Origin of the sequence: Nocardia sp. AB354, from assembly GCF_049538315.1 — a bacterium.
In the GTDB taxonomy this organism is placed as follows: domain Bacteria; phylum Actinomycetota; class Actinomycetes; order Mycobacteriales; family Mycobacteriaceae; genus Nocardia; species Nocardia nova.
Genome location: NZ_JBMVFU010000020.1, coordinates 108,796 through 130,010, shown reverse-complemented (window position 1 = coordinate 130,010; position 21,215 = coordinate 108,796). Strand labels below are relative to the sequence as shown.

Sequence of the window (21,215 nt, the reverse complement as noted above, 5' to 3'; positions counted from 1 at the left end):
CGGTATGGGTGTGAGGCCCTCGGAAGTAGCGGGCGGACGGTGGTGGTCGCTGCCGTTGCCGGGGCGGACACCGTGGCGAGAGTGGCTGCGGGAAAGTCGCGGCGGCTTGGTGGTGCTCGCGCTGGTCATCGGTGCGGGTGCGGGTGGCGGTGCGATCGTTTTTCGTTGGCTGATAACGACTTTCACTCGGATCCTGTCCGGGTATGCGGACTATTCGGCCGCCGGGCACGTATCGAATCAGCATGTGGAATTCCTCGGGCCGTGGTTCGTGGTGCTGGCTCCGGTGGTGGCCGGGCTGGTGTATGGGCCGCTGGTGTACCGGTTCGCGCCCGAGGCCCGCGGCCACGGCGTACCGGAGGTGATGTATGCCGTCGCCGAGCGGGGCGGGCGGATTCCACCGCAGGTGACCGTCGTGAAGGCACTGGCCTCAGCGCTGTGCATCGGCGGTGGCGGTTCGGTGGGCCGGGAGGGCCCGATCGTGCAGATCGGCTCGGCATGGGGGTCGGGTATCGGGCGGTTGACCCGGATCTCTGAGCGGCGCTTGCGGATACTGGTGGCCTGCGGCGCGGCGGGAGGGATCGCCGCGACGTTCAACGCGCCCATCGCCGGACCGTTCTTCGCGATGGAGTTGATCCTGCGCGATTTCGCCGCCGAATCCTTTGGTGCGGTGGTGCTGTCGAGTGTGACCGCGAGTGTGATCGGTCGCGCCGCTCTCGGCAGCGAGCCGTTCCTGGACCTGCCGGCCTTCGGCCTGCGCTCCGGCTGGGAATACGGCGCATTCGCCCTGCTCGGTGTGATAGTCGGTCTGGTCGGCGTCGTTTTCACGCACGTGCTGTACCGGATCGAGGACGTGTGCGATTGGGTCTGGCGGGGGCCGGAGTGGCTGCGGCCCGCCGTCGGTGGCCTGCTGTTGGGGGGCGTGCTGCTGGTGTTACCGCAGATGTACGGCGTCGGCTATCCGGTGCTGGGCAACGCCATCGGCGGTCACTATGTCCTGTGGATGCTGGTCGTACTGATGGCCGGGAAGATGCTCGCGACGAGCCTCACCATCGGGATCGGCGGTTCCGGTGGAGTGTTCGCGCCCTCGCTGTTCATCGGCGCGATGGGTGGCACTGCATTCGGCGTCGTTGTCCATCATCTGTTCCCGGGTGCGACCGCGGCGCCCGGTATGTACGGACTCATCGGAATGGGCGCCGCGTTCGCGGGCGCGACGCGGGCCGCGATCACCGCGGTCATCATCCTGTTCGAGCTGACCGGTGAGTATTCGATCATCCTGCCGCTCATGCTGGCCGTGGTCGTAGCCACCGGAATCTCCCGGGCAGTATCGAAAGAGACCATCTACACCCTCAAGTTGACTCGACGTGGCGTGGATCTGGATGCGGCACACGCGGGCCCGGCCGGTCGGCTCGACCGGATCCGGGTCGGGGAGGTGATGGAGCCGTGTCCGGAACCAGTCGAGGCCGACATCACCGTTGAGGGCGTCAGTCGCATCGTCTGGACATCGGCCCATTCGATGGTGCCTGTCGTGGGGGCGGACGGAAGATACCGCGGTTGCGTCACCGCCGCGGCGGTGGCCGAAACACTCGCCGACACCGAATCGGCGGACACCACAGTCGCCGATCTGGCGGTGCTGCCTCCTACGGTCGTCGAAACCGCCACGCTCGCAACCGCTCTCGACGCGCTGACTGGACAGCCGGGCACCGGGATACCGGTCGTCAACGATGTCGGTGACACGGTGATCGGCTGGCTCACCCACAGCGCAGTACTCGGCGCACTGCACGATGGGTCTGCCGCAGATCGGGCCCAAGCGTCGCAGTCGGCGTCGCGTGTGCAGCCCGGGCCCGCCGACGTCGGCGCAGCGCGCACCGTTTCGGGCGGACCTCAGAGCTGATAGCCCTCGATATCCTCACCGGGAGGGGGTTCGCCACCAGCGGCGGTGAAGGCGGTCAGCGCCTGCACCAACCCTGCCCGGTCGGCGACGGGCATCTTGGCGGCCACGGCGGCGATCTCGTTACGCCGGTGAGCGGTAGCGGTGTCCACCACATGCCGTCCACGTTCGGTGAGTGCAACGATCTGCTCCCGACGCGAATTCGGATTCGTCCGCCGGTCCAGCAGACCGCCGGTGACCAAGCGGTCCACCATGCGAGTGGCTGTGGAGGGCTGCACATTGAGCAAACCGGCCAGCGTGGCGACATTCGAAGGCCCCCGGCCGGACAGGATCACCAGCGTCCGGAATTGCGGGATCGTGATCGTCTCGTCGACCGCCGCGATCGACCGTGCCGACATCGCCACCAGCAGCCGAGAGGCCGTCAGCAATGCGTCGGTCAACTGATCGATGTCGTGTGCCGCGTCGGCACCGGTCTTCGTCACGGTCACCTCCCTCCGCTGCATCCGTTCAACCCGTTTTGGTGAGATATCGGCCGATAGCCGAATCATATTGTCCGGTCCTCGGTAGTCGCGACCGGCGTCATCCCTGCCGCTGGGTCGATGATGGTGTAAATGACGACCAGATCGCGTGCCCAGTCTTTCAACATGGCCGCCGCCGAGTACGCGGCCAGTCGACCCTCCTATCCGCCCCAGCTTTTCGACGCGATCGAAGAGGTGATCCGGCGTGCCCAGGCAGCCCGGCAGAAAGTGGGTACGACCCGGATTCGAATCTGCTGGAGCGGCGGCTATCCGCATTCTCGATGTCGCCCCTCGGCGGCCACGATTGACAGGAGCGGAGCATGCGCCAGGCCCGACACGATCACCCGGATCGGCCGGTACGGTTTTCGATCGGCGACGAGGTGCTGGTTATCGATAGTCGTTATGAAACGGCATCCATCGTGAACGACGTGCTCATCGCGTTGTGGTTCACCATCGGCAGCGCATTGTTCCTCTCCGAGCCCACTCAGGTCGCGGGCACCTGGATGTTCCTGATCGGGTCGATACAGTTCCTGATCCGCCCGGTCATCCAGCTCGGGCGTCGAATTCACTTGCGGCGCTTGGGCAGCGACGCCGGACATCGGGCCGCCGACTATGATTATCGAGTTCAGCGCGGTCCCGTCCAGCGCCGTCGATCGGCAGCGCGCCCCCGGTGGACTGCGGTACCAGCTTCGTAATCGGTCGGCCTGTTCGGCCACACCAAGGGGCGACGCCAACGAAACCGTCGCCTGCCTCCTCGACGACGTGCCCACCCTGATTCCCGCGATAGCAGCCGACCCCGGCGACGTTCTGAATTAGCTTGCGGCCCAGGGTGTCTTGTTCACAGCATGAGAGGGGCTGGTATCGACCCATCGCCTTCGGCAAGGGCGGTGTCGGAAAATCCGGTGTGACCGTGAATCTCGCCGTGGCCTGGTCTGTTGAACGGCTACTTGCCGTTCGGAAACGATGCCGAAGTCGCCAGGAATGTGTTGTACCTGCGCCGCCGCGTTTCCCAATCGCGGATCGCACGGACGCGGTGGCAACCGCGCATGATCGAACACTCGTGCCGCCGAGAACGGTGCTGCGCGCGGCGGTGTGGACTCCCACTCTTCTGATCCGCAGTCAGCCGGGATTTACACCTTATCTCCGGCGGCGATCAGCCGTGCATGACCACCTCGAGGCGGGAAGCGTCGGGGAAGTGGGTACTGAGCGTGGTCAACTCGATCGCGATCCGCCCCGGGCCGGGGGCGAAGGATATCGAGTTGGTCTCGTTGTGGAACATGTGCCGGGACACGCTACCCGCCCCACCGCTGTCCAAATTACGCCAGTTGACGACCGCGACCAGCGACGACCCGCATCCCGCGCTGCCGGTGCCGGCGATGTCGTCGGTTTGGTAGCCGATGGAGACCTGGTTGCTGTCATCGAAGATGTTGGCCTTGGCGTCGATGGTCGTCGCGCACGGGCCGCCATCGAACTGTGCAGTCAATGTCGGCATACCGGTGTGCGACTCGGCTGAGGCCGGCGTGGCCTGAAACAGAAGCGCGCTACCGACGGCAGCGAGGATGGAAACAAGGGAAGAAGCGTGCATGGTGTCCTCTCGCAGTTCAGGCCCTACACGCTATCGACACACGGGTTCGGGTTCCATCGACCGCACCATCCCGAGTCCACTTTGGCCGGTAGGCGCCGGCGCATCCGTGCAACTTGTGGGTCAGCCCGAAGATGTCCTCGGTGGGTGCGTCGGATTGGGTTACATCCCGAACCGACACTGTATGAATGGGTTTCAGCCAACTCCATACCCGGCGGATCCGCGTAGTCCTCAGGTTGCAGGAGTTCTCGCGTGCATTCGAATCGAAGGCGGTCGTGTCCGCTACCTCGAAGCCGACCTCATCGACTGGCTGCGGCACCTGGAACAGCACGGCGGTAGCTACACCCGCACGTCGGCGCAGGGCCGCACGATCGATGAATGCCTGCAGGCGTTCGAGCGACAGTGGGCGGTGAACCGACGCAAGGGCACCGTGCGTCGCAACAGCAAGCACCGGGAGAAGCTGAAGCTGAAGCTCACGAACAAGATGAGCGCGGCCTTCAAAATGTTCGCCTGCCAGGATGCGATCAAGCTGGAGACCGAACTTCCTACATCACCGATATCGAGTATCTGTCGCCGTCGGTGGCGTATCGCCATCACGTCATCCTCGGCATGATCTTCCGGGAGCCAACCCTGCAAGGGCTGTTCGACGTGTGTCCGATGACCGGGGTGCCCGCGCCGGACACCACCGCCGCGAACGGACAGCGAGCGTTGACCGCGGACGAGTGTGCGGAACTGCCGAACGTCTTCGGAGACGCCGGATCTCAGCCCCGCGGGCACGACTACGTTCTGCCCATTTCTCTGCTGCTGCTGGGTACCGGTGTGCGTTTTGGCGAGGGCCGGCCGCACGGTGGTGCGATATGCCCGGGCTCGACGACCCCGCAGTGGAACGCGCGGTTTTCATGTCTGTTGGACGATCGTGAAGCGGGACAACATGCCGCCGTTCCGGCAGGACGGCCGTAAGTGTGGTGCGCGCAGTGATTACTACATTGTCATGCCGAAGTGGCTCACGGCGGAGATGAGGATGTGGAAACGGGTGTGCAATCCGGCGAGCGAGGACGAGCATCTGTTCATGAGCGGCGACCGCATTGTCTACACCGTCTCGCCCACTACGCGCTGGCTGTGATGCGGGAGGGCACCGCGCTGGATTGGTTCTGCTGGGCCCCCTGCGTGACACCGGCGTGACACCGCGGCCACCGAGGTCGCCGGACGCAGCGGGGACAAGGCGAGGGCCAGTGCACAATTGGGCCATTCGGAAGGGTCGTCGACCGCAACGCATCACTACATCGACAAGCGCGGGTTCGAGCACAAGGCCGTCGACAACTCCCAGTGGTTGGAGTACCTGAATCCCAAAAGTGACGGTAAAGTAACGAATCTGGCTCGATTCCCACAGTCGGCAGCCGCCTGACCTGCGGAAATGTTTCGAGTCAGCGCAATCCGATCGGTACGCTCTGTAGGGCGTTCTGGATACACCGGACATCACTGGAGTGCATGCGAATCGCTTGTGACCAGTGCGTTCGGTTCGGCATCGTGTCACAGAGGCGCACGGGAGTTCGTGCCAGCGCACCGCGGACGCGCGATGAAAATGGCACCGAAGGTTGGAGAGGGAACACGGCTGTTGCCGGCTGCGTCCGGCCCTGATCTGGTCGGGCGGCTTGGTCGTCTACGCGTTCTGATTCGTGCTGTTGCGTGTCGCGCAGTGGGGTGGTGAACCGTCGGCGCGTCGCCCCGCGACACGCCGACGGATTTTCCGGTCCGGCAATCGGGTGGCAATCCGACTTCTTGTCGCTGAACGAAGCTCCGCGCCGATTACCGGCTCTGGCGTCCAGAAGAGTGTCCGGCCTGTTCATCTCGTCGACTCAGGCAGCACCTGGTGCCAGGAATGCCGGCAGCATGAACGTTTCGAGCAGACGCCGATGCGCCGGGTCGTTGGGGTCTTCGAAGTCGAGACGGCCGACCAGGATCAGCTGGACCAGGGCCAGCCACTCGCATGCTTCTTCGTTGGTGATGTCCTGGCGCAGTTCGCCGGTTTCGCGGGCGCGGTCGAGGATGGGGCCCCACATCTCAAGGGTCAGGTCGCTGGCCAGCCGGGAGGTGCCGACGACGGCGGCGGCCAGGTCCATGTGTTCGGGGCTGACGATCAATCGGATGAGCGGGTCTTTCCGGCCGTGGTCGACCAGGAATATCAAGCCGTCCACGATTTGGTCGCGGAAGCGCTCGCGTTCCAGGACGTATTTCGTTCCTTTGACGAAGAGCTTGCGCGCCCGCAACCTGATCAGTTCAGCGATCAAGGTGTCGCGGTCGCGGAAGTAGCGATAGATGGTCGGACGGGATACGCCGGCGGCTTTGGCGATGTCGTCCATTGTGGTTTTGGCGACGCCGAAATGCAGGAAGGTCGATTGTGCGGCTTCGAGGATCTGCCCGCGCGCCTCTTCGACGTCCCCGCTCAGGACGTTGCTGTTACGTCGAGCCATTCTCTGATCCTGCCCTCCATGGGAATTTCTGCGTGTGTTTGCACAGCTGATGACACCATGGACAATACTCGTCATTTGTTGTTCGTTCGAAGCCGTCGCCGTCCACCGGGCAGGCCGATGGCGCCGCGCGGAGCGAAAAGCATTGCGCTCGAACGTGTCTGGAGCGCAACGACCAGCGGATATCAGTGGTCGCCGCCCGCGGGTCGACGGGACAGTCGGTGAGCACTCTCACATGACGCTCACTCGGCTTCCCGTTTCGGCGCGGGCAAGACGAGTGAGGGCCGCGCGGTGCGGCCCTCACTCGGTTGTTCACTTGTTCGGAGTGAAGGTGATGGGTAGTCGGGCGCAACCGCGCACCTGGCTGGCGTGCATGACCGGCGGGTCGCCCTCGATGAGTGCGTAATCCGGTATGCGTCGGTGGATTTCCTCCAATGCCAGTCGCAGTTCGATGCGCGCCAGATGCGAACCGAGGCACCGATGTGCGCCGGCGCCGAACGACAGGTGCCGGTTGGGCGTGCGGTCCAGGAGCAGCTCTTCCGGATCCTCGAATTCGCCGGAATCCCTGTTCGCCGAGCAGAGCATCAGGATGAGCTGATCGCCCTCGGCGATCGTGACGCCGCCCAGCTTCGTGGTCCGGGTGGCTCGCCGGCCGGGCACGACGGCGGCCTCGATGCGCAAAATCTCCTCGACTGCGGAGGGGATCAGGCTTTCGTCGGCGATCAGCTGCGCGCGCTGCTCCGGATTGTGCGACAGATGGATGATGCTCCAGGCCAGCGAGCCTTGCACGGTGTGCAGTCCCGCGATGAGCAGCAGGAAGAACATCCGATTGAGTTCTTCGTCGGTGAGCAGGCGAGTGCCGTCTTCGAGCGCGACCTCGGTGTGGATGATCTGTGAGGTGATGTCGTCGCGCGGGTTGGCTTTGCGGTCATCGATGATGTTCTGGAAGTAGGCCAGCATCTTGAACGCCGCTTCACCGCGGGCCTGGTTGGACTCTTCCTCTGTTGCGCCGGGAATTCCGGTGAGCAGAACATCGGTGGCGTGGGTAAACATGGGAGCGTCCGCCAGCGGCCAGTCCATCAGGGACAGAAAGACCCGGGTGGGCAATTCGTGGGCGAAGTCGGCGATGAATTCCGATGTGCCCGCGGCCGCGAATCCGTCGATCAGCTCGTTGACGACGGCCCGGATATCGTCCTCGAGCGCTTTCATGCGATTCGGGCTGAACAACGGCTGCAGGGCGAGCCGATAGCCGGTGTGTTCCGGCGGATCGAGTTCGAGCGGAATGAATTTGCCGAAGCCCGCGGTGGTGGTCGTCAGATTGTTCGGATGACTGGAGAATGTTTCGGGGTCACGCAGAACCTCGTGAATCTCCTCGTATCGGGTGACGATCCAGTGTCCGCCGTGTGCGGTGGAATAGACAACCGGCCCGCGGCTCGCGAGTTCTGCGACTCGAGCCTGCACGGTGTCTTCGGGGAACGCCAGCGACTGGTCGTAGATGTCGAAATCGACGACCAGATCGGCGGAAACCTCTGCGGTGGTGGTCATAGCGGTGATTCCTCGGATAGGGGAAGGGCGCTCGTAAGTGTCAGTGCGCGTTCGGGACATGCGGCTGTCGCGCGATGTGCGGAGTCGAGTTGCTCGACCGGGACCGGATCACCGATGACGACCGGATTCCCGAAATCGTCGCAGTCCAGTAGTTCGGGCGCGGTGGCGTAACACAGCCCGTGCCCGGCACAGGCTGTCCGGTCGACGACCAGGTGTGTGGGCGAATCGGCCATCACAGATCTCCGGGCGAACCCTTGTCTTCGGCGAACCACATGCCGACGCGGGCGAGGGTGCCGCCGTCGGTCGAGGGCAGCACGAGACCGGACAGATACTGCGAGTCGTCGGAGGCCAGGAACAGCGCCACTTTGGCGTTGTCGAGCAGCGACGGCGGTCGGTTCAGCTTGAGCGGGATGGGGGAGATCGACGGATCCCACGGACCCGCGACCTGCTCGTAGGACTGTCCGACCACCGGCGATCCTGGCGGCATCAGGAAGTTCGGCGACATGCCGTGGGTGGGGCAGATGGCGTTGACCCGGATGCCGTATTTTCCGAGGTCGAGGCTCAAGCCGCGGACCAGGCCGTTGACGCCCGCCTTGGTGGCCGAATACATCGCGATGTTGTGGTAGGCGACCAGCGACGCCGCCGAGGAGGTCGCCAGGATCGTGCCGCCGCCGTTGTCGCGCAGGTACGGCACCGCCGCCTTCGCGGCGTAGACGACGCCACTGAGGTTGACGCCGAGCACGTGCTGCCAGTCCGCGTCGGTCAGGTCCTGGAATTCGATCTCCTCGCCTCCGGCCACCGACGGCACTCCGCCGCGTGAGACGACGCCCGCGTTGGCGAACATGATGTCCAACTTGCCGAAGTGCTCCACGGCCGCTGCGACGGCCGAGTTCACCTGCTGCTCGACGCTGACGTCGGCGGTGATGGCGATGGCCTTCCCGCCCTGCTGCTCGACGAGTTCCACCGTTCCGGCGGCCCGCTCGGGGTCGATGTCTACGACCGCGATACTGGCGCCCTCGGCGGAGAACAACTGGGAACACTGACGGCCGAAGCCGGAACCGGCTCCGGTGATGACGGCGACTTTGCCTTCGAGCTTCATTGGGGACTCCGATTTGCAGAAGGATGCGGCCGGCGCGGAGAGGCCGGTCCCGACGGAGGCGACAGCGAGCCGGCGAGTAGGCGCCGGAGCGTACCCCTCCGAAATTCGGAGTGCTGTGCCTCACATTCGAAAGTACGTCATCGGACGACTGACGTCAATCGTAATTTGTCAGCTAACGCTCGCCGAACGATTGACGTCTTTCGTTTGCTGTATCTACCCTGGTGGCAACGCTGCGCAGTAGCTGTGCGCCGGCTGTGCGGCGGTCGACGGATTGTGATGGAGGCAGTGACTGTGAGTCGTGTTGTGTATCAGCTCCCATTCGACGCGCTGGGGCTTGCGTCGTTCGGCCTTACAGGTATGGAGGCGCGATGACGGCCGCAGTGGTGCCGTCATGGCCGTGGTTTCCAAAACGTTCTGACTCGCAGGGTGATTGCGCGACGGTGCCGACCGGGATGACGGTGGAAGCCGCGCACCGGATCATGCAGCAGCATGCACACTGGTCCGGCGCTTCGTGTGCTCGCCGAGCCGCCGCATTGCGGCACCTGGTCGAGCTGGGGCGGTACGTCCTCGACTCGCGCCGATGCCGCGTGCGGGTGCGGTTCGCGCAGTCGGAGGTTGCCGTGGATTATCAGTGCACTCGCGAGATAGGCGAGGCGTTCGCGGCGCGAATGCGCCGCCGTTCCGATTCCCTTGTGGTGATCGACGATCGAGTGCATCCCGATCTGCCTCCGTTGCCGTGTGCCCGCCTCTGGATGTCATAAGGACGGCTGCAATAAACCTACAAGCTATAGGTATATTGCGGTAGGTCGGCGACGTCGTCGACGGGAAGCAGAGAAAGGACCTCGTATGAAGCTCGAGAATGCGGTCGCCGTGGTCACCGGTGGCGCGTCGGGTCTGGGCCTGGCCACGGTGAAGGAGCTGCACGGCCAAGGCGCCGAGGTGGTGATCATCGACCTGCCGTCCTCCACCGGTGAGGCGATCGCCAAGGAGCTGGGCGACGGTGTGGTCTTCGCCGCGACCGACGTCACCAACGAGGAGCAGGTGAGCGCCGCGCTGGATGCCGCCGCGCAGCTGGGCACCCTGCGGATCGCGGTGAACTGCGCCGGTATCGGTAATGCGATCAAGACGGTCGGCAAGAAGGGCGCGTTCCCGCTGGCCGACTTCACCAAGATCATCAACGTCAACCTGATCGGCACGTTCAACGTGATCCGGCTGGCCGCCGAACGCATCGCCGCCGCCGAGCTCGAGGGCGAGGAGCGCGGTGTCATCATCAACACCGCCTCGGTCGCGGCCTTCGACGGCCAGATCGGCCAGGCCGCCTACTCCGCCTCCAAGGGCGGCATCGTGGGCATGACCCTGCCGATCGCCCGCGACCTGGCGAGTGTGAACATCCGCGTGAACACCATCGCGCCGGGCCTGTTCCACACCCCACTGTTCGAGACCGTCGGCGACGAGGTCATCGCCTCGCTGGGTGCTCAGGTGCCGCACCCGTCGCGGCTGGGGCAGCCCGGTGAGTACGCGGCCCTGGCTCGCCACATCGTGGAGAACCCGATGCTGAATGGCGAGACCATCCGCCTCGACGGTGCAATTCGTATGGCGCCCCGCTGAATTCGCGCGGACCCGCGCCGCGGGTCCCATAGCCGCACAGCGCCCGAACCGTATCGACAACGGTTCGGGCGCTGGTGTATCGGCGACCGCTCGAAATTACAGTCGCTCGATGATGGTGGCGTTGGCCATCCCGCCGCCTTCGCACATGGTCTGCAGACCGTAGCGCCCGCCGGTCTGCTCGAGGTGGTTCAGCATCGTGGTGAGCAGGCGGGTGCCGGAGCCGCCGAGCGGGTGGCCCAGCGCGATCGCGCCGCCGCGCGGGTTCAGTCGTTCGGGGTCGGCGCCGAACTCGTACTGCCAGACCAATGGCACCGGCGCGAACGCCTCGTTGACCTCGTAGGTGTCGATGTCGTCGAGCGATAAGCCGGCTTTGTCGAGCACCTTCCGGGTGGCGGGCACGACCCCTGTCAACATCAGCAGCGGGTCGCTGCCCGTGACCGCGAAACTGTGGAACCGGGCGCGCGGGCGCAGTCCCAAGGAGTTCGCCTTCTCTTCACTCATGATCAGCACGGCCGACGCGCCGTCGGTCAATGGCGAAGAATTGCCCGGCGTGATCCGCCATTCGATCTCGGGAAAGCGTTCGGCGAGGCTCTCGTCGTAGAACGAAGGCTTCAATCCGGCGAGACCCGCCACGTCGGTGGACGGCCGCACGGTTTCATCGGCGCTGGCCCGGGAGTCGGTGCCGACGGCGATCGGCAGGATCTCCGAGGAGAAGTCCGCGGCCGCCGCACGGGCATGTGATCGGGCCGAGAACTCGTCCAGCGTCGTCCGGTCGAGCTTCCACTGCGCCGAGATCAACTCGGCGGAGATCCCCTGTCCGACAAGACCTTCGGGGTAGCGGGCGGTGATTCCGGGCCCGAAGGCGTTCTTGCCGAGTGTCGCCGTACCCATCGGTACCCGGCTCATCGACTCCACGCCACAGGCGATGGCGATGTCGTAGGCGCCGGCGATGACGCCTTGGGCTGCGAAATGGGCGGCCTGCTGGCTCGAACCGCACTGACGGTCGATCGTCGTCGCCGGGATCTCCTCCGGGAATCCGGCGCCCAGAACGGCGCTACGCGTGATGTTGAGCGCCTGTTCCCCGGCCTGTCCGACGCAGCCGCCGATGACGTCGTCCACCAGGGCCGGGTCGAGTTCGGTGCGGTTGATCAGTCCGCGCAGTACTGCCGACAGTAATTCGGCGGGATGGAGATCCGATAGTTGGCCGCCCGGTTTGCCCTTGCCGGACGGGGTGCGGACGGCATCCACGATGACTGCCGTTGTCATAGGTGATTCCTCTCTTTCGGGTCGCCGAGGTGTCCACGGGCTATTGCGTGGCGCCCGTCACTCAGCGTATAACAAATTACAAATAACGTCAGTAGTACGGTGTTCTGCCTGTGAACGGGTCGAGGTGCCGTGGATCCGGAGGAGAGATGGCGCACGTCATCACCCAGCCCTGCTGCAACGACGCCGGTTGCGTGTCGGTCTGTCCCGTCGACTGCATTCGTCCCAGGCCCGGCGAACCGGGCTTCGGTCGCGCCGAACTGCTGCACATCGATCCGGAGACCTGCATCGACTGCGGCGCCTGCATCGATGAGTGCCCCGTCGACGCGATCGTTCCCGAAGGTGACCTCACGCCGGAGACCGAGCCGTATCGGGAGGTCAACGCGGTGTACTTCAGTAGCGGGCTGGAACCGGGGCTCCCGGCAGCGGACGCGCCGCGGCTCGAGCTGACCGATCGCGGGCCGCTGCGGGTCGCGATCGTAGGATCGGGCCCCTCGGCCTGCTACGCGGCGGAGGAGCTGGTCACGCGGCGCGACATCGAGGTCGAGGTGACCATGTTCGAGCGCCTGCCGACCCCGCTGGGGCTCGTTCGTTACGGGGTGGCGCCGGATCATCAGCACACCAAACAGGTTGCGAGCACGTTCCTTCGGACCTTGAGTCGCAAGCAGGTGAGCCTGCAATTGAACGTGGAGGTTGGGACTCACGTCAGCGCCGGGGAGTTGCTCGACCACCACCACGCGGTGATCTACGCGACCGGGGCCTCGCAGGGCCGTTCGCTCGCACTGCCCGGCGAAGATCTGACCGGCGTCCACACCGCGACCGACTTCGTCGGCTGGTACAACGGCCATCCCGATCACGCGCAGCGCATATTCGACCTGTCCGGCGACCGGGCCGTGGTGATCGGAAACGGCAATGTCGCCCTCGATGTAGCCCGCATCCTGGTCACCGACGTGTCGGCCCTGGCGCGCACCGATATCGCCGATCACGCGCTGGATGCATTGGCGGCCAGCCGAATTCGCGAAGTGGTGGTCGTGGGACGCCGCGGACCGGAGCGCGCGGCCTTCACCACGCCCGAACTGCTGGGCCTGGGGCAGGTCGACGGACTGGACGTGCACTGCGACGAGTTCGGCTCGCCGGCCGGGCTGGACCCCGTCATTCGCCTCAAGAACCGGGTGGCACGGCAGCTGGCCGAACGTGCCGCCGATACGAACAACCGACGCATCGTCTTCCGATACTTTCTGTCGCCGAGAAGTTTTCACGGGACTACGGCCGTCGAGGCGGTGGAATTCGCGCGGACCGAACCCGGCGCAGTGGGCGTTGCGAGGGAGAGGGCCGCAGGTGTGGTGGTCGACTGCGCAGTGGTGTTCGGGGCGGTCGGCTATCGCGGAATCGCCGTGCCGGGCGTGCCGTTCCGCGACTCCGACGGAACGATTCCCCACCAGGGCGGGCGCGTGATCGAGCCCGAAAGCGGTAATCCGCTTCCGGGAACCTACGTGGCGGGCTGGATCAAGCGCGGCCCATCGGGAGTGATCGGCACCAATCGGTACTGCTCTCAGGAAACGGTGCGGGCGCTGGTCGAGGATTTCGCCGCCGGTCGGCTGCGCACGCCTGCTCGTTCGCGCGAGGATCTGGAGAATCTGCTCGACCAACGCCGCCCGGAGCGGCTCGGGTCGAGCGGATGGAAGTCGATCGATGCCGCGGAGCGCCGAGCGGGCCGTGCCGACGGCCGTCCGCGGATCAAGTTCGTCGAGATCGCCGAGATGCTGTCGGCGGCCGGTGCGGCGTCCCACTGACTCGAAACACTCTCCGGCACAACGACTACGGCCGGCGCGGACATCCGCGCCGGCCGTCATCTCAGGCACGCATGAGATCGCGATGGATGATCTCCTTCATGATTTCGTTGGTGCCGCCGTAGATGCGCTGGATGCGGGCATCGATGTAGGCCTTCGCGACCGGATACTCCATCATGTAGCCGTAGCCGCCGTGCAGCTGAACGCCGGCGTCGATCACCTTGCCCTGCAGTTCGGTGGCCCAAAGCTTGGCCTTCGCGGCATCAACCGCGGTCAGCGTGCCACGGTTGTATTCCCGAACGCAACGATCGATATAAGCGCGCGACACCTCGATGGCGGTCTGCACCTCGGCCAAGGTGAAACCGAGCCCCTGGAATTCACCGATGGGCTTGCCGAACGCGCGGCGCTCCTTCACGTAGTCGAGGGTCCAGCCGAGCACCGCCTCCGCGGAAACCTGTGCGGCGATACCGATTCCGAGCCGCTCCAGCGGCAGGCTCTGCATCAGGTAACCGAATCCGCCCCCGAGTTCACCGAGCAGGTTCGCATGGGGAACCCGCACATTGTCGAAGAACAGTTCCGCAGTGTCTTGCGCGTGCAGTCCGACCTTGTCGAGTTTGCGGCCGCGGGTGAAACCGGGAGTGCCGTCCTCGACGACGAAGAGGCTGAAGCCGCGTGAACCCGCCGCTCGATCGGTGACCGCGAACACGATGACCAGGTCGGCCAGCATGCCGCTGGTGATGAAGGTCTTGGATCCGTTCAGTACCCACTCGTCGCCCTCGCGCACCGCGCTCGTCTGCACCGACCGCAGATCACTGCCGGCGCCCGGTTCGGTCATCGCGATGGCGCCGATGGTCTCACCGGTGACGAAACCCGGCAGCCATCGGTCGCGCTGCTCGGAATTCGCGTGCCGCAGTAGATAATTCAGGACAATGTCGTCGTTGGTGGAGAACCCGGACTGGAGCGCCGAGGCTCCCACTCGTGCGATCTCGGTCTGGATCACCACGCGGAAGCGGTAGTCCGTTTCGCCGGGCCCGCCATACTGCTCGGGCACCGACAATCCGAGCAAACCCTGTTGCCCGGCCGCGCGCCAGGTGTCGCGGTCGATGAGCCGGTCCCCGTCCCACTTCTCCATCTTGTGGATGACGTGGCGTTCCACGAATCCGCGCACGGTCCGGCCGAAGAGTTCGTGATCGGACTCGAAGAGATCTGTTTTCACTGCAATCCTCCTGTGCCGGGACAGCCGTGTCCCGACGCTGTGGTCATTTCTGCGTCAGCAGCTTCTGCGTCTCGCGACGGAAGACTTGATTAGCGACTTCGTTCTGCCCCAGCACCATCCGTCCCGCACTGGCACTGGTCATCCCGCGCTGCGAATCCCGCAGCAGGGGAAAGTCCTCCGCGTGCAGCACATCGAGCAGGATCTGCCAGTTCTTGTCCCACAGTCGCGTCCACTTCTCCTCGCTCAACTCGGTCTGCTCGACCGGCGGGACGATCAGCCGCATTTCCATGCGACTGCGCTGCGGATCGGACGGATGGGGGCGGAAGGTCAGCAACTGGAAATGGTCGGGCTGGCGCAGCAGGGTGCTGTTGGGCAGCAGAAAATGGGTTTCGGTGATGTCACCGGCCAGACTGCGGTCACCGGGATCCTCCTCGATCCAGCGGTCGATCGATTTACGCGGCGCGATGAACCGGCAATGCCGGCCGAAATCGTCGAACGCCATCACATTGGTATGGATGTGCTTGGCAGCGGTGTTGGGATGCGCGTACTGGATGTGATAGCCGTCGAGGAAGGCGTCCTGCATGATCTTCCAGTTGACCGGCTCGTCGAAGCCCTCGCCTTGGACGCACACCTTCGATTGCAGGTCGTAGGAGGCGAGCACGGCATCCATTTCCGGACCCAGCCAGGAGGCGACGTCGATCTCGGCGTCGGCGTCGTCGACCACCCAGATGAAGCCGTGGCGTTCCTCGGTCGGTAGCTCGATCAGGCCCAGTGTCGCGCGTTCCGGCTCGCCGAAGGTGTTGTCGCGGGTGATGGTTCGCAGGCTGCCGTCCATGTCGTAGGACCAGCGGTGATACGGGCACGAGAACAGCCGGCACCGGCCCTTCTCCTCCTTCTCCAGCAGTGCTCCACGATGCCGGCAGAGGTTGACCAATGCCTTCACGCCGCCATCGCGCTGGCGCACCACGATGATGTTGTTGCGGGGCATCTGCAGCGTGAAGAAGTCGCCCGCGCGGGGGATCTCGGAGCCGTGCGCGACGATCGACGGTACCCGGCCGAAGATGAGATCGCGCTCGCGCTGGGCGACGCCGGGATCGGTGAACTCCGTCGGCTCGAACCAGGTGACGTGGCCGAACTCGTCGGTGGTGTCGTTGCGCAGATGGGTCAGTGCGCGACGGATTCGTTCTTCACGGGGGGCCCCGACCTCGGTCATGGCATATCTCCAATGTTCTGCAGCTTGGCTCGGGTATGAACCCGAGCACTCCGGATATGGTCCTGAGCTGTCGATATAGCATCTTAAATCTAACCCATGTAGATTTACGTGTAAACCGGCGCAGCGAAGAAGGGCGGGACGATGATCGACTACACCTGGTGTCGGCGGCTCGGCGAACAGGACCGCGACGAGGTCACGGCGCTGGTCGAGGCCGCGGCGCGCTACGACGAGGAAGCCGGCTTCTCGGTGGTCCCGCCGCGCGCCGTGGCGGCCGTCTCGGACGAGGTGCGGTCGGTCTGGCATCTGCCGATCAGGGCGCGCCGAGACCTGAGCGCGCGCCCGGATGCGCCGATGGTGATGGTGGCCTATCTGAACCTGACGATCGACGCGGACGGTCAGGGCACGGTCGCCTACACGGTTCATCCCGACTACCGCTCGCGCGGGGTGACGACGCTGCTGGTCGAGGAGCTGGGCCTGGACGTCGATGGGCCCGACGGCTGGTGTAATCGGGGAGCGACGGCGCTGCGATGCTGGGCCTACGGCAGCCATCCCGCCTCCGAACGGCTGACGCGGCGATTCGATATCGCGCCGGTCGCCCGGCAGTGGACGATGCTGCGGCATCTGGCCGGACCGTTCGCGGTACCCATGGAGCCGGTCGCACTCCCCGGCGGTGTGACCGTGGACGGGCCGGTCGACCTCACCGACGACACGGTCGTCGCGGCGGCCGGTGAGGTGCTGGCGCGGCAAGGGCTGACCGCAGCTCAGTTCGACCGATTCCGTTCCGAATTCGCGGAGCGTAGCGGCCGGATGCTGCTCGCGTCGGCGGGGTGTGCGCGCCCGGCAGGCCTGGTCTGGTTCGATCCGCGCCCGATTCGGCATCTGGAATTGCGGGCGGCATGGGTGCGGGCCCTGATCGTCGTGCCGGAAATTCGTGGTGGCGGTCTCGGCGAGGCGCTGCTCACCCGCGCGCTGGACGAATTGAGCACGGCGGGAGCGCAATTGGTGCTGATGCGTATCGACCCCGACGATCACGGCGCGGTCCGTCTGCTGCGGCTGTTGTCCTTCGAACAGGAGGAGGCGCACGCCTGCTACCAGATCGGCCAGTGGCGTGATGTCCCTGCCTTTCCGGCCCGATGACAGCTCTCCGCCGGCGATCTTCGAGGCGGCGGCGTCGCGTCACTACTGTCGCGGGGGCGGGCAGAAGATCCCGCACGGAATCGGGGGAAGCCCCGGGATGTAGATCATCGGTGCCGGCGTGGGTGTCGGTGTGGAGGGTGCGTCCCCGGGAAGTGGAGCGGTGCCGGGTTCGTCATTCGCCGGATGGGCCGCATCGCCGGTGGGCATGGGGTCGGGGGAAGTATCCGGCTGCGGCCCAACGAGTTCAGGAGCGGACCAGGCCTCGCCGGCATAGATCTGTGACCAGGTGAGCACAGTCGAGGCGTAGGACATCGAGTGGTTGTAGCGCAGCACGGCCCGCATGCTCTGTCCCGGATCACGTAGGTCGGCGCCGCCCGCGCACAGGTACCTCCCGGCCGCCAGTGCCGCGTCGTAGACGTTATCGGGATCGGCGATTCCGTCGCCGTTACCGTCACTGGCCCAGCGTTGCCACGTACTCGGCAAGAACTGCATAGGGCCGACGGCCCGCACGTAACCGCTGCGGCTTCTGATGATTTCGTTCCCCGGAAGCGTTCCGTCCAGTGCTGGACCGAGTATCGGGGAGTTGGTTCGGCCTTGGGCGTCGACATCGCCGGAACGGGCGTGGCCGGATTCGATCCGGCCGATACCGGCCAGGAGATTCCAGGTGAGACCGCAGCTCGGCTGCGACCGAGCGAGTATCAGCTCGGCATTGCGGTAGGCCGCCAGCACCGGTTCCGGGATTCCCCCGGCTGCGCCCCGAGGGAGTTCGGGCGTCGGCGGCAATGGCCTCGTGGTCGCCGACGCTTCCAGCGGTGCCGGGGGCGCGGCGTGGGGGCGAAAGGCGGCGACGGTGGCCGGCACCAGCATCGGTCCGCTCGCGGACTCCGACGGAATATGCTGTGCTGCAATGCTTTCGGAGGTGTGGCCGGTGTGGCCGGGTCGTTGGGATGCGGGTTCCCCGCCGGCGGCCGAGGATGCCGCGACGAGCATTCCGGTGACCGCGATTGCCGACAGTAGTGCCGGGTTGCGTCCCCGTAGGTTTCGATCCGTACTTCTCGATTGCGCGCGACGATGTGACCGCATCGGGCAACTCCTGGATTCGCGGATTTCGCTGTTCGCCACCGCGACGAGCGGTCGAGCCGCCCGGGACGCGGTGCCCCCTCCGCTGTGGTGAAACGCCTCGTCGAATGAGGTGCAACAGCTATCCTTGCACAGAAATTGTGATCCGTCTAACGTTGGACGAAGTACGTTCTGTGTATCACAGCTGGAACTGTCTGTGGTTGGCCACCGGTGCCGCTCTCGCGCCGGTTTCTGCTCAGGAGTAGGTATGGGTGTCGAAGTCAGCACTGTCGGAATCACCAAAAGCTTTGGTTCCCAGACTATTTGGCGAGACGTGACATTAACGCTGCCGGCCGGCGAGGTCAGCGTTCTGCTGGGCCCTTCCGGTACCGGCAAATCGGTATTCCTGAAATCGCTGATCGGCCTGCTTCGTCCCGAGTGTGGATCGATCTATGTCGACGGCACCGATATCACCACCTGTTCGACCTCTCGGCTCTACGAGATCCGGAAGTTGTTCGGCGTGCTGTTCCAGGACGGCGCCTTGTTCGGCTCGATGAACCTGTTCGACAACGTGGCGTTCCCGTTGCGCGAGCACACCCGCAAGGGGGAGTCGGAGATTCGGCGCATCGTCATGGAGAAGTTGGAGATGACGGGCCTGCTCGGTGCGGAGGACAAGCTCCCGGGTGAAATCTCCGGAGGTATGCGCAAGCGCGCGGGGCTGGCGCGAGCACTGGTTCTCGATCCCGAGGTCATCCTCGTCGACGAGCCGGACTCCGGGCTCGATCCGGTGCGCACCACCTACATCAGCCAGCTGTTCCTCGATATCAACGCCCAGATCGACGCGACCTTCCTGATCGTCACGCACAACATCAATCTCGCGCGGACCGTGCCGGATAATATCGGCATGCTGTTCCGGCGCGACCTGGTCATGTTCGGTCCACGGGAGGTGCTGCTCACCTCCGACGAACCGGTGGTCCGGCAATTTCTGAACGGCCGCATGGTCGGCCCGATCGGCATGTCGGAGGAGAAGGACGAGGCGCAGATCGTGCGCGAGCAAGCGTTGGCCGACGCCGGGCATCACATCGGCGGGGTGGACGAGATCGAAGGAATCGTCGCGCAGATGGCAGCCACGCCCGGAATGCCGGAGCGCCGAGCGGTAGCGCGGCGGCAGGCCCGCGTTCGCGAGTTGCTGCCCACGCTTCCGGCCGCGGCGCGGGCGGCTGTCGAGGCGAGTTTCGCGGATCGGCCGTCCCTCTCGGCTCCTGGTCGGTGATCGGGCTGTTGTGGGGATGGCAAACGTAAACCGAGCTGTTTTACAAATTACGATTGACGTAACGCGTAAAACGCAGTATGTTTGCTGTGAGCCACAACACGTGGTGCACTGTCCGGAGATGCGGGTCACAACGGGGTGATCCGATTTCATTTCCGGATTTCGTGCGTGGCTCCACTGCCCGCCATCAGCGGCGAATGCGGTCTCGTGAATCGGAGTATCGAACAATGACGCTCGAAGGCAATGTCGCCGAACCGATCTGGAATGCTGCGATCTCTTTTCCGGTCCCCGAACTGATGGCGGTCACGGCACCGGCGGATGCGGGAGAGAACGGAACGCGCAGATCTCCACATCGTCCGACACGGGACCGCGCAGGAACTTTCGCGACGCCCCGCTACTCGGCATCTCGTATGCGGAATCGTGCTTTGCCGTCGTCGGCGCACCGGCGTTCGCCGAGTGATGCGCATTCGTTTCGCGGACTCACGAATGGCAATCGGCGCGCGAAACTTTGAGCGATAGTCGATTTCGTCTTCGGTGATTGTCGTTCACCGGAAGGGAAAAGGCTCTCGTACGTCATCCATCGATAACCCGGCAACAACCGGCGCAGTTGTCGCATGCGCCGATATCCACGGAGGGAGGTGCCACCGATGAGTATTACGCAGGCACCGTTGATCGCCCATGCATTACCCGGCCCGAGCGGCCCGATGCCGAGCCACCGGGCCGGGTCACCACCGTCGGCTGTGCTCTCGCGTGGTCGCCGGGTACTGGCCCACCTGCGGCGCGCGCCGCTGGACAGCCTGGCGACGCTGGGCCGGTCCGCACACCTGACCGCAGCGGTAGTGCGGTACTCGGTGGTCGACACCGTTCGCCTGCGTATGCCGGTATACGAACTCGTCGAACAGATGTGGTTGCTGCTGAAGGTGACCGCCCTGCCGGCACTGCTCATGGCGATTCCGATCGGGGCCGAGGTGTCGGTTCAGGTCGGCGGAATCATGAACCAGGTCGGTGCGAATTCGCTGGCGGGTGCGGCGAGTGGACTCGGCGTCGTAGGACAGGGCGCGCCGATGGCGGCCGGGCTGTTGATGAGTGGTGCGGCGGCCTCGGCGATCGCCTCCGATCTCGGCGCCCGCGCGATTCGCGAGGAGATCGACGCGATGCGCGTCATGGGCGTGGACCCGGTCGAGCGGCTGGTGATGCCGCGTTTCCTGGCGATGATCGCGATCGCGCCGGTGTTGTGCATCATCATCATCGCCGCGGGCGTCTTCGCCGGCCTGATCATCTCGGCAAATGTCAATCATGTTGTACCGGGTAGCTTCTGGCAGTCCTTCGGTGCCTTCGCCACGCCCACCGACTTGGCGTTCTCGGTACTGAAGGCGCTCGTCTTCGCCGCCATCGTGGTATTGATCGCGAGCTTGCGCGGCCTGGAGGCCAAGGGCGGCCCGAAGGGTGTGGCGAATGCCGTCAACGCCTCGGTCGTGCTGAGCGTGTTCTGCATCTTCATGACGAATCTGCTCATCAGCCAGTTGCAGATGATGTTCTTCCCGGCCCGATTGGCGTGA

20 protein-coding genes are annotated in these 21,215 nt (G+C 65.1%); 10 read left to right on the top strand and 10 right to left on the bottom strand.

What is annotated here, in order from left to right; all coding sequences use genetic code 11:
• The first annotated feature begins 4 nt into the window (after positions 1-4).
• Entirely contained in the window at positions 5-1,891 is a 1,887-nt protein-coding gene (locus ACPCUW_RS25805; RefSeq protein WP_423427655.1) for a chloride channel protein, read from the top strand.
• Here the strand turns inward: ACPCUW_RS25805 and ACPCUW_RS25800 are convergent.
• Complete coding sequence (locus tag ACPCUW_RS25800; protein WP_423427669.1) at positions 1,882-2,286, bottom strand: MarR family winged helix-turn-helix transcriptional regulator; 405 nt, start codon at positions 2,284-2,286, stop codon at positions 1,882-1,884. The genes ACPCUW_RS25805 and ACPCUW_RS25800 overlap by 10 nt on opposite strands.
• 440 nt (positions 2,287-2,726) lie before the next feature.
• On the opposite strand from ACPCUW_RS25800, the gene ACPCUW_RS25795 reads away from it, so the two are divergent.
• Complete coding sequence (locus ACPCUW_RS25795) at positions 2,727-3,101, top strand: YrhK family protein (protein WP_423427653.1); 375 nt, start codon at positions 2,727-2,729, stop codon at positions 3,099-3,101.
• A gap of 458 nt (positions 3,102-3,559) precedes the next feature.
• On the opposite strand, the gene ACPCUW_RS25790 is transcribed toward ACPCUW_RS25795, so the two are convergent.
• Positions 3,560-3,991, bottom strand: coding sequence for a hypothetical protein (locus ACPCUW_RS25790; RefSeq protein ID WP_423427651.1), 432 nt, complete (start codon positions 3,989-3,991; stop codon positions 3,560-3,562).
• Positions 3,992-4,172: 181 nt separating this feature from the next.
• On the opposite strand from ACPCUW_RS25790, the gene ACPCUW_RS25785 reads away from it, so the two are divergent.
• Together ACPCUW_RS25785 and ACPCUW_RS25780 are read left to right on the top strand one after the other, a co-directional pair.
• Entirely contained in the window at positions 4,173-4,601 is a 429-nt protein-coding gene (locus ACPCUW_RS25785; protein WP_423427649.1) for a hypothetical protein, read from the top strand.
• Positions 4,602-4,904: 303 nt separating this feature from the next.
• Positions 4,905-5,111: a hypothetical protein gene (locus tag ACPCUW_RS25780; RefSeq protein ID WP_423427647.1), complete on the top strand. Its 207-nt coding sequence runs from the start codon at positions 4,905-4,907 to the stop codon at positions 5,109-5,111.
• Positions 5,112-5,844: 733 nt separating this feature from the next.
• Here ACPCUW_RS25780 and ACPCUW_RS25775 read toward each other — a convergent pair.
• The 4 genes from ACPCUW_RS25775 to ACPCUW_RS25760 form a co-directional block, all read right to left on the bottom strand.
• Positions 5,845-6,459 (bottom strand): TetR/AcrR family transcriptional regulator, encoded by a 615-nt coding sequence (locus ACPCUW_RS25775; RefSeq protein ID WP_423427645.1) that lies wholly within the window; start codon positions 6,457-6,459, stop codon positions 5,845-5,847.
• 309 nt (positions 6,460-6,768) lie between these two features.
• Positions 6,769-8,001, bottom strand: a complete 1,233-nt coding sequence (locus ACPCUW_RS25770) for a cytochrome P450 (RefSeq protein WP_423427643.1) — start codon at positions 7,999-8,001, stop codon at positions 6,769-6,771.
• Positions 7,998-8,234, bottom strand: a complete 237-nt coding sequence (locus ACPCUW_RS25765) for a ferredoxin (protein WP_423427641.1) — start codon at positions 8,232-8,234, stop codon at positions 7,998-8,000. The genes ACPCUW_RS25770 and ACPCUW_RS25765 overlap by 4 nt, the downstream gene beginning before the upstream one ends.
• Positions 8,234-9,100: an SDR family NAD(P)-dependent oxidoreductase gene (locus ACPCUW_RS25760; protein WP_423427639.1), complete on the bottom strand. Its 867-nt coding sequence runs from the start codon at positions 9,098-9,100 to the stop codon at positions 8,234-8,236. Before ACPCUW_RS25760 ends, ACPCUW_RS25765 begins: the two co-directional genes overlap by 1 nt.
• A 368-nt stretch (positions 9,101-9,468) precedes the next feature.
• Between ACPCUW_RS25760 and ACPCUW_RS25755 the strand changes: the two genes are divergently transcribed.
• Positions 9,469-9,861: a hypothetical protein gene (locus ACPCUW_RS25755; RefSeq protein ID WP_423427637.1), complete on the top strand. Its 393-nt coding sequence runs from the start codon at positions 9,469-9,471 to the stop codon at positions 9,859-9,861.
• Positions 9,862-9,946: 85 nt separating this feature from the next.
• On the top strand, positions 9,947-10,708 hold the full coding sequence (locus ACPCUW_RS25750) for a 3-hydroxyacyl-CoA dehydrogenase (protein ID WP_423427635.1): 762 nt from the start codon (positions 9,947-9,949) through the stop codon (positions 10,706-10,708).
• Positions 10,709-10,804: 96 nt separating this feature from the next.
• Here the strand turns inward: ACPCUW_RS25750 and ACPCUW_RS25745 are convergent, their stop codons facing one another.
• Positions 10,805-11,974 (bottom strand): thiolase family protein, encoded by a 1,170-nt coding sequence (locus ACPCUW_RS25745; RefSeq protein ID WP_423427633.1) that lies wholly within the window; start codon positions 11,972-11,974, stop codon positions 10,805-10,807.
• 146 nt (positions 11,975-12,120) lie between these two features.
• On the opposite strand from ACPCUW_RS25745, the gene ACPCUW_RS25740 reads away from it, so the two are divergent.
• Positions 12,121-13,764, top strand: coding sequence for an FAD-dependent oxidoreductase (locus ACPCUW_RS25740; RefSeq protein WP_423427631.1), 1,644 nt, complete (start codon positions 12,121-12,123; stop codon positions 13,762-13,764).
• A gap of 61 nt (positions 13,765-13,825) precedes the next feature.
• Here the strand turns inward: ACPCUW_RS25740 and ACPCUW_RS25735 are convergent, their stop codons facing one another.
• Both ACPCUW_RS25735 and ACPCUW_RS25730 read right to left on the bottom strand, forming a co-directional pair.
• Positions 13,826-14,977: an acyl-CoA dehydrogenase family protein gene (locus tag ACPCUW_RS25735; protein WP_423427629.1), complete on the bottom strand. Its 1,152-nt coding sequence runs from the start codon at positions 14,975-14,977 to the stop codon at positions 13,826-13,828.
• 43 nt (positions 14,978-15,020) lie between these two features.
• Entirely contained in the window at positions 15,021-16,190 is a 1,170-nt protein-coding gene (locus ACPCUW_RS25730; protein WP_423427627.1) for an aromatic ring-hydroxylating oxygenase subunit alpha, read from the bottom strand.
• Positions 16,191-16,331: 141 nt separating this feature from the next.
• Here ACPCUW_RS25730 and ACPCUW_RS25725 point away from each other — a divergent pair, with 141 nt between their 5' ends.
• The gene (locus tag ACPCUW_RS25725; RefSeq protein ID WP_423427625.1) at positions 16,332-17,327 is read left to right on the top strand and encodes a GNAT family N-acetyltransferase; all 996 of its coding nucleotides are present in this window, start codon (positions 16,332-16,334) and stop codon (positions 17,325-17,327) included.
• Between the two features lie 42 nt (positions 17,328-17,369).
• On the opposite strand, the gene ACPCUW_RS25720 is transcribed toward ACPCUW_RS25725, so the two are convergent.
• Positions 17,370-18,194 (bottom strand): lytic transglycosylase domain-containing protein, encoded by an 825-nt coding sequence (locus ACPCUW_RS25720; RefSeq protein ID WP_423427623.1) that lies wholly within the window; start codon positions 18,192-18,194, stop codon positions 17,370-17,372.
• A 460-nt stretch (positions 18,195-18,654) separates the two neighbouring features.
• Between ACPCUW_RS25720 and ACPCUW_RS25715 the strand changes: the two genes are divergently transcribed.
• Both ACPCUW_RS25715 and ACPCUW_RS25710 read left to right on the top strand, forming a co-directional pair.
• Positions 18,655-19,659, top strand: coding sequence for an ABC transporter ATP-binding protein (locus tag ACPCUW_RS25715; protein WP_423427621.1), 1,005 nt, complete (start codon positions 18,655-18,657; stop codon positions 19,657-19,659).
• A 644-nt stretch (positions 19,660-20,303) separates the two neighbouring features.
• Complete coding sequence (locus ACPCUW_RS25710; protein WP_423427619.1) at positions 20,304-21,215, top strand: MlaE family ABC transporter permease; 912 nt, start codon at positions 20,304-20,306, stop codon at positions 21,213-21,215.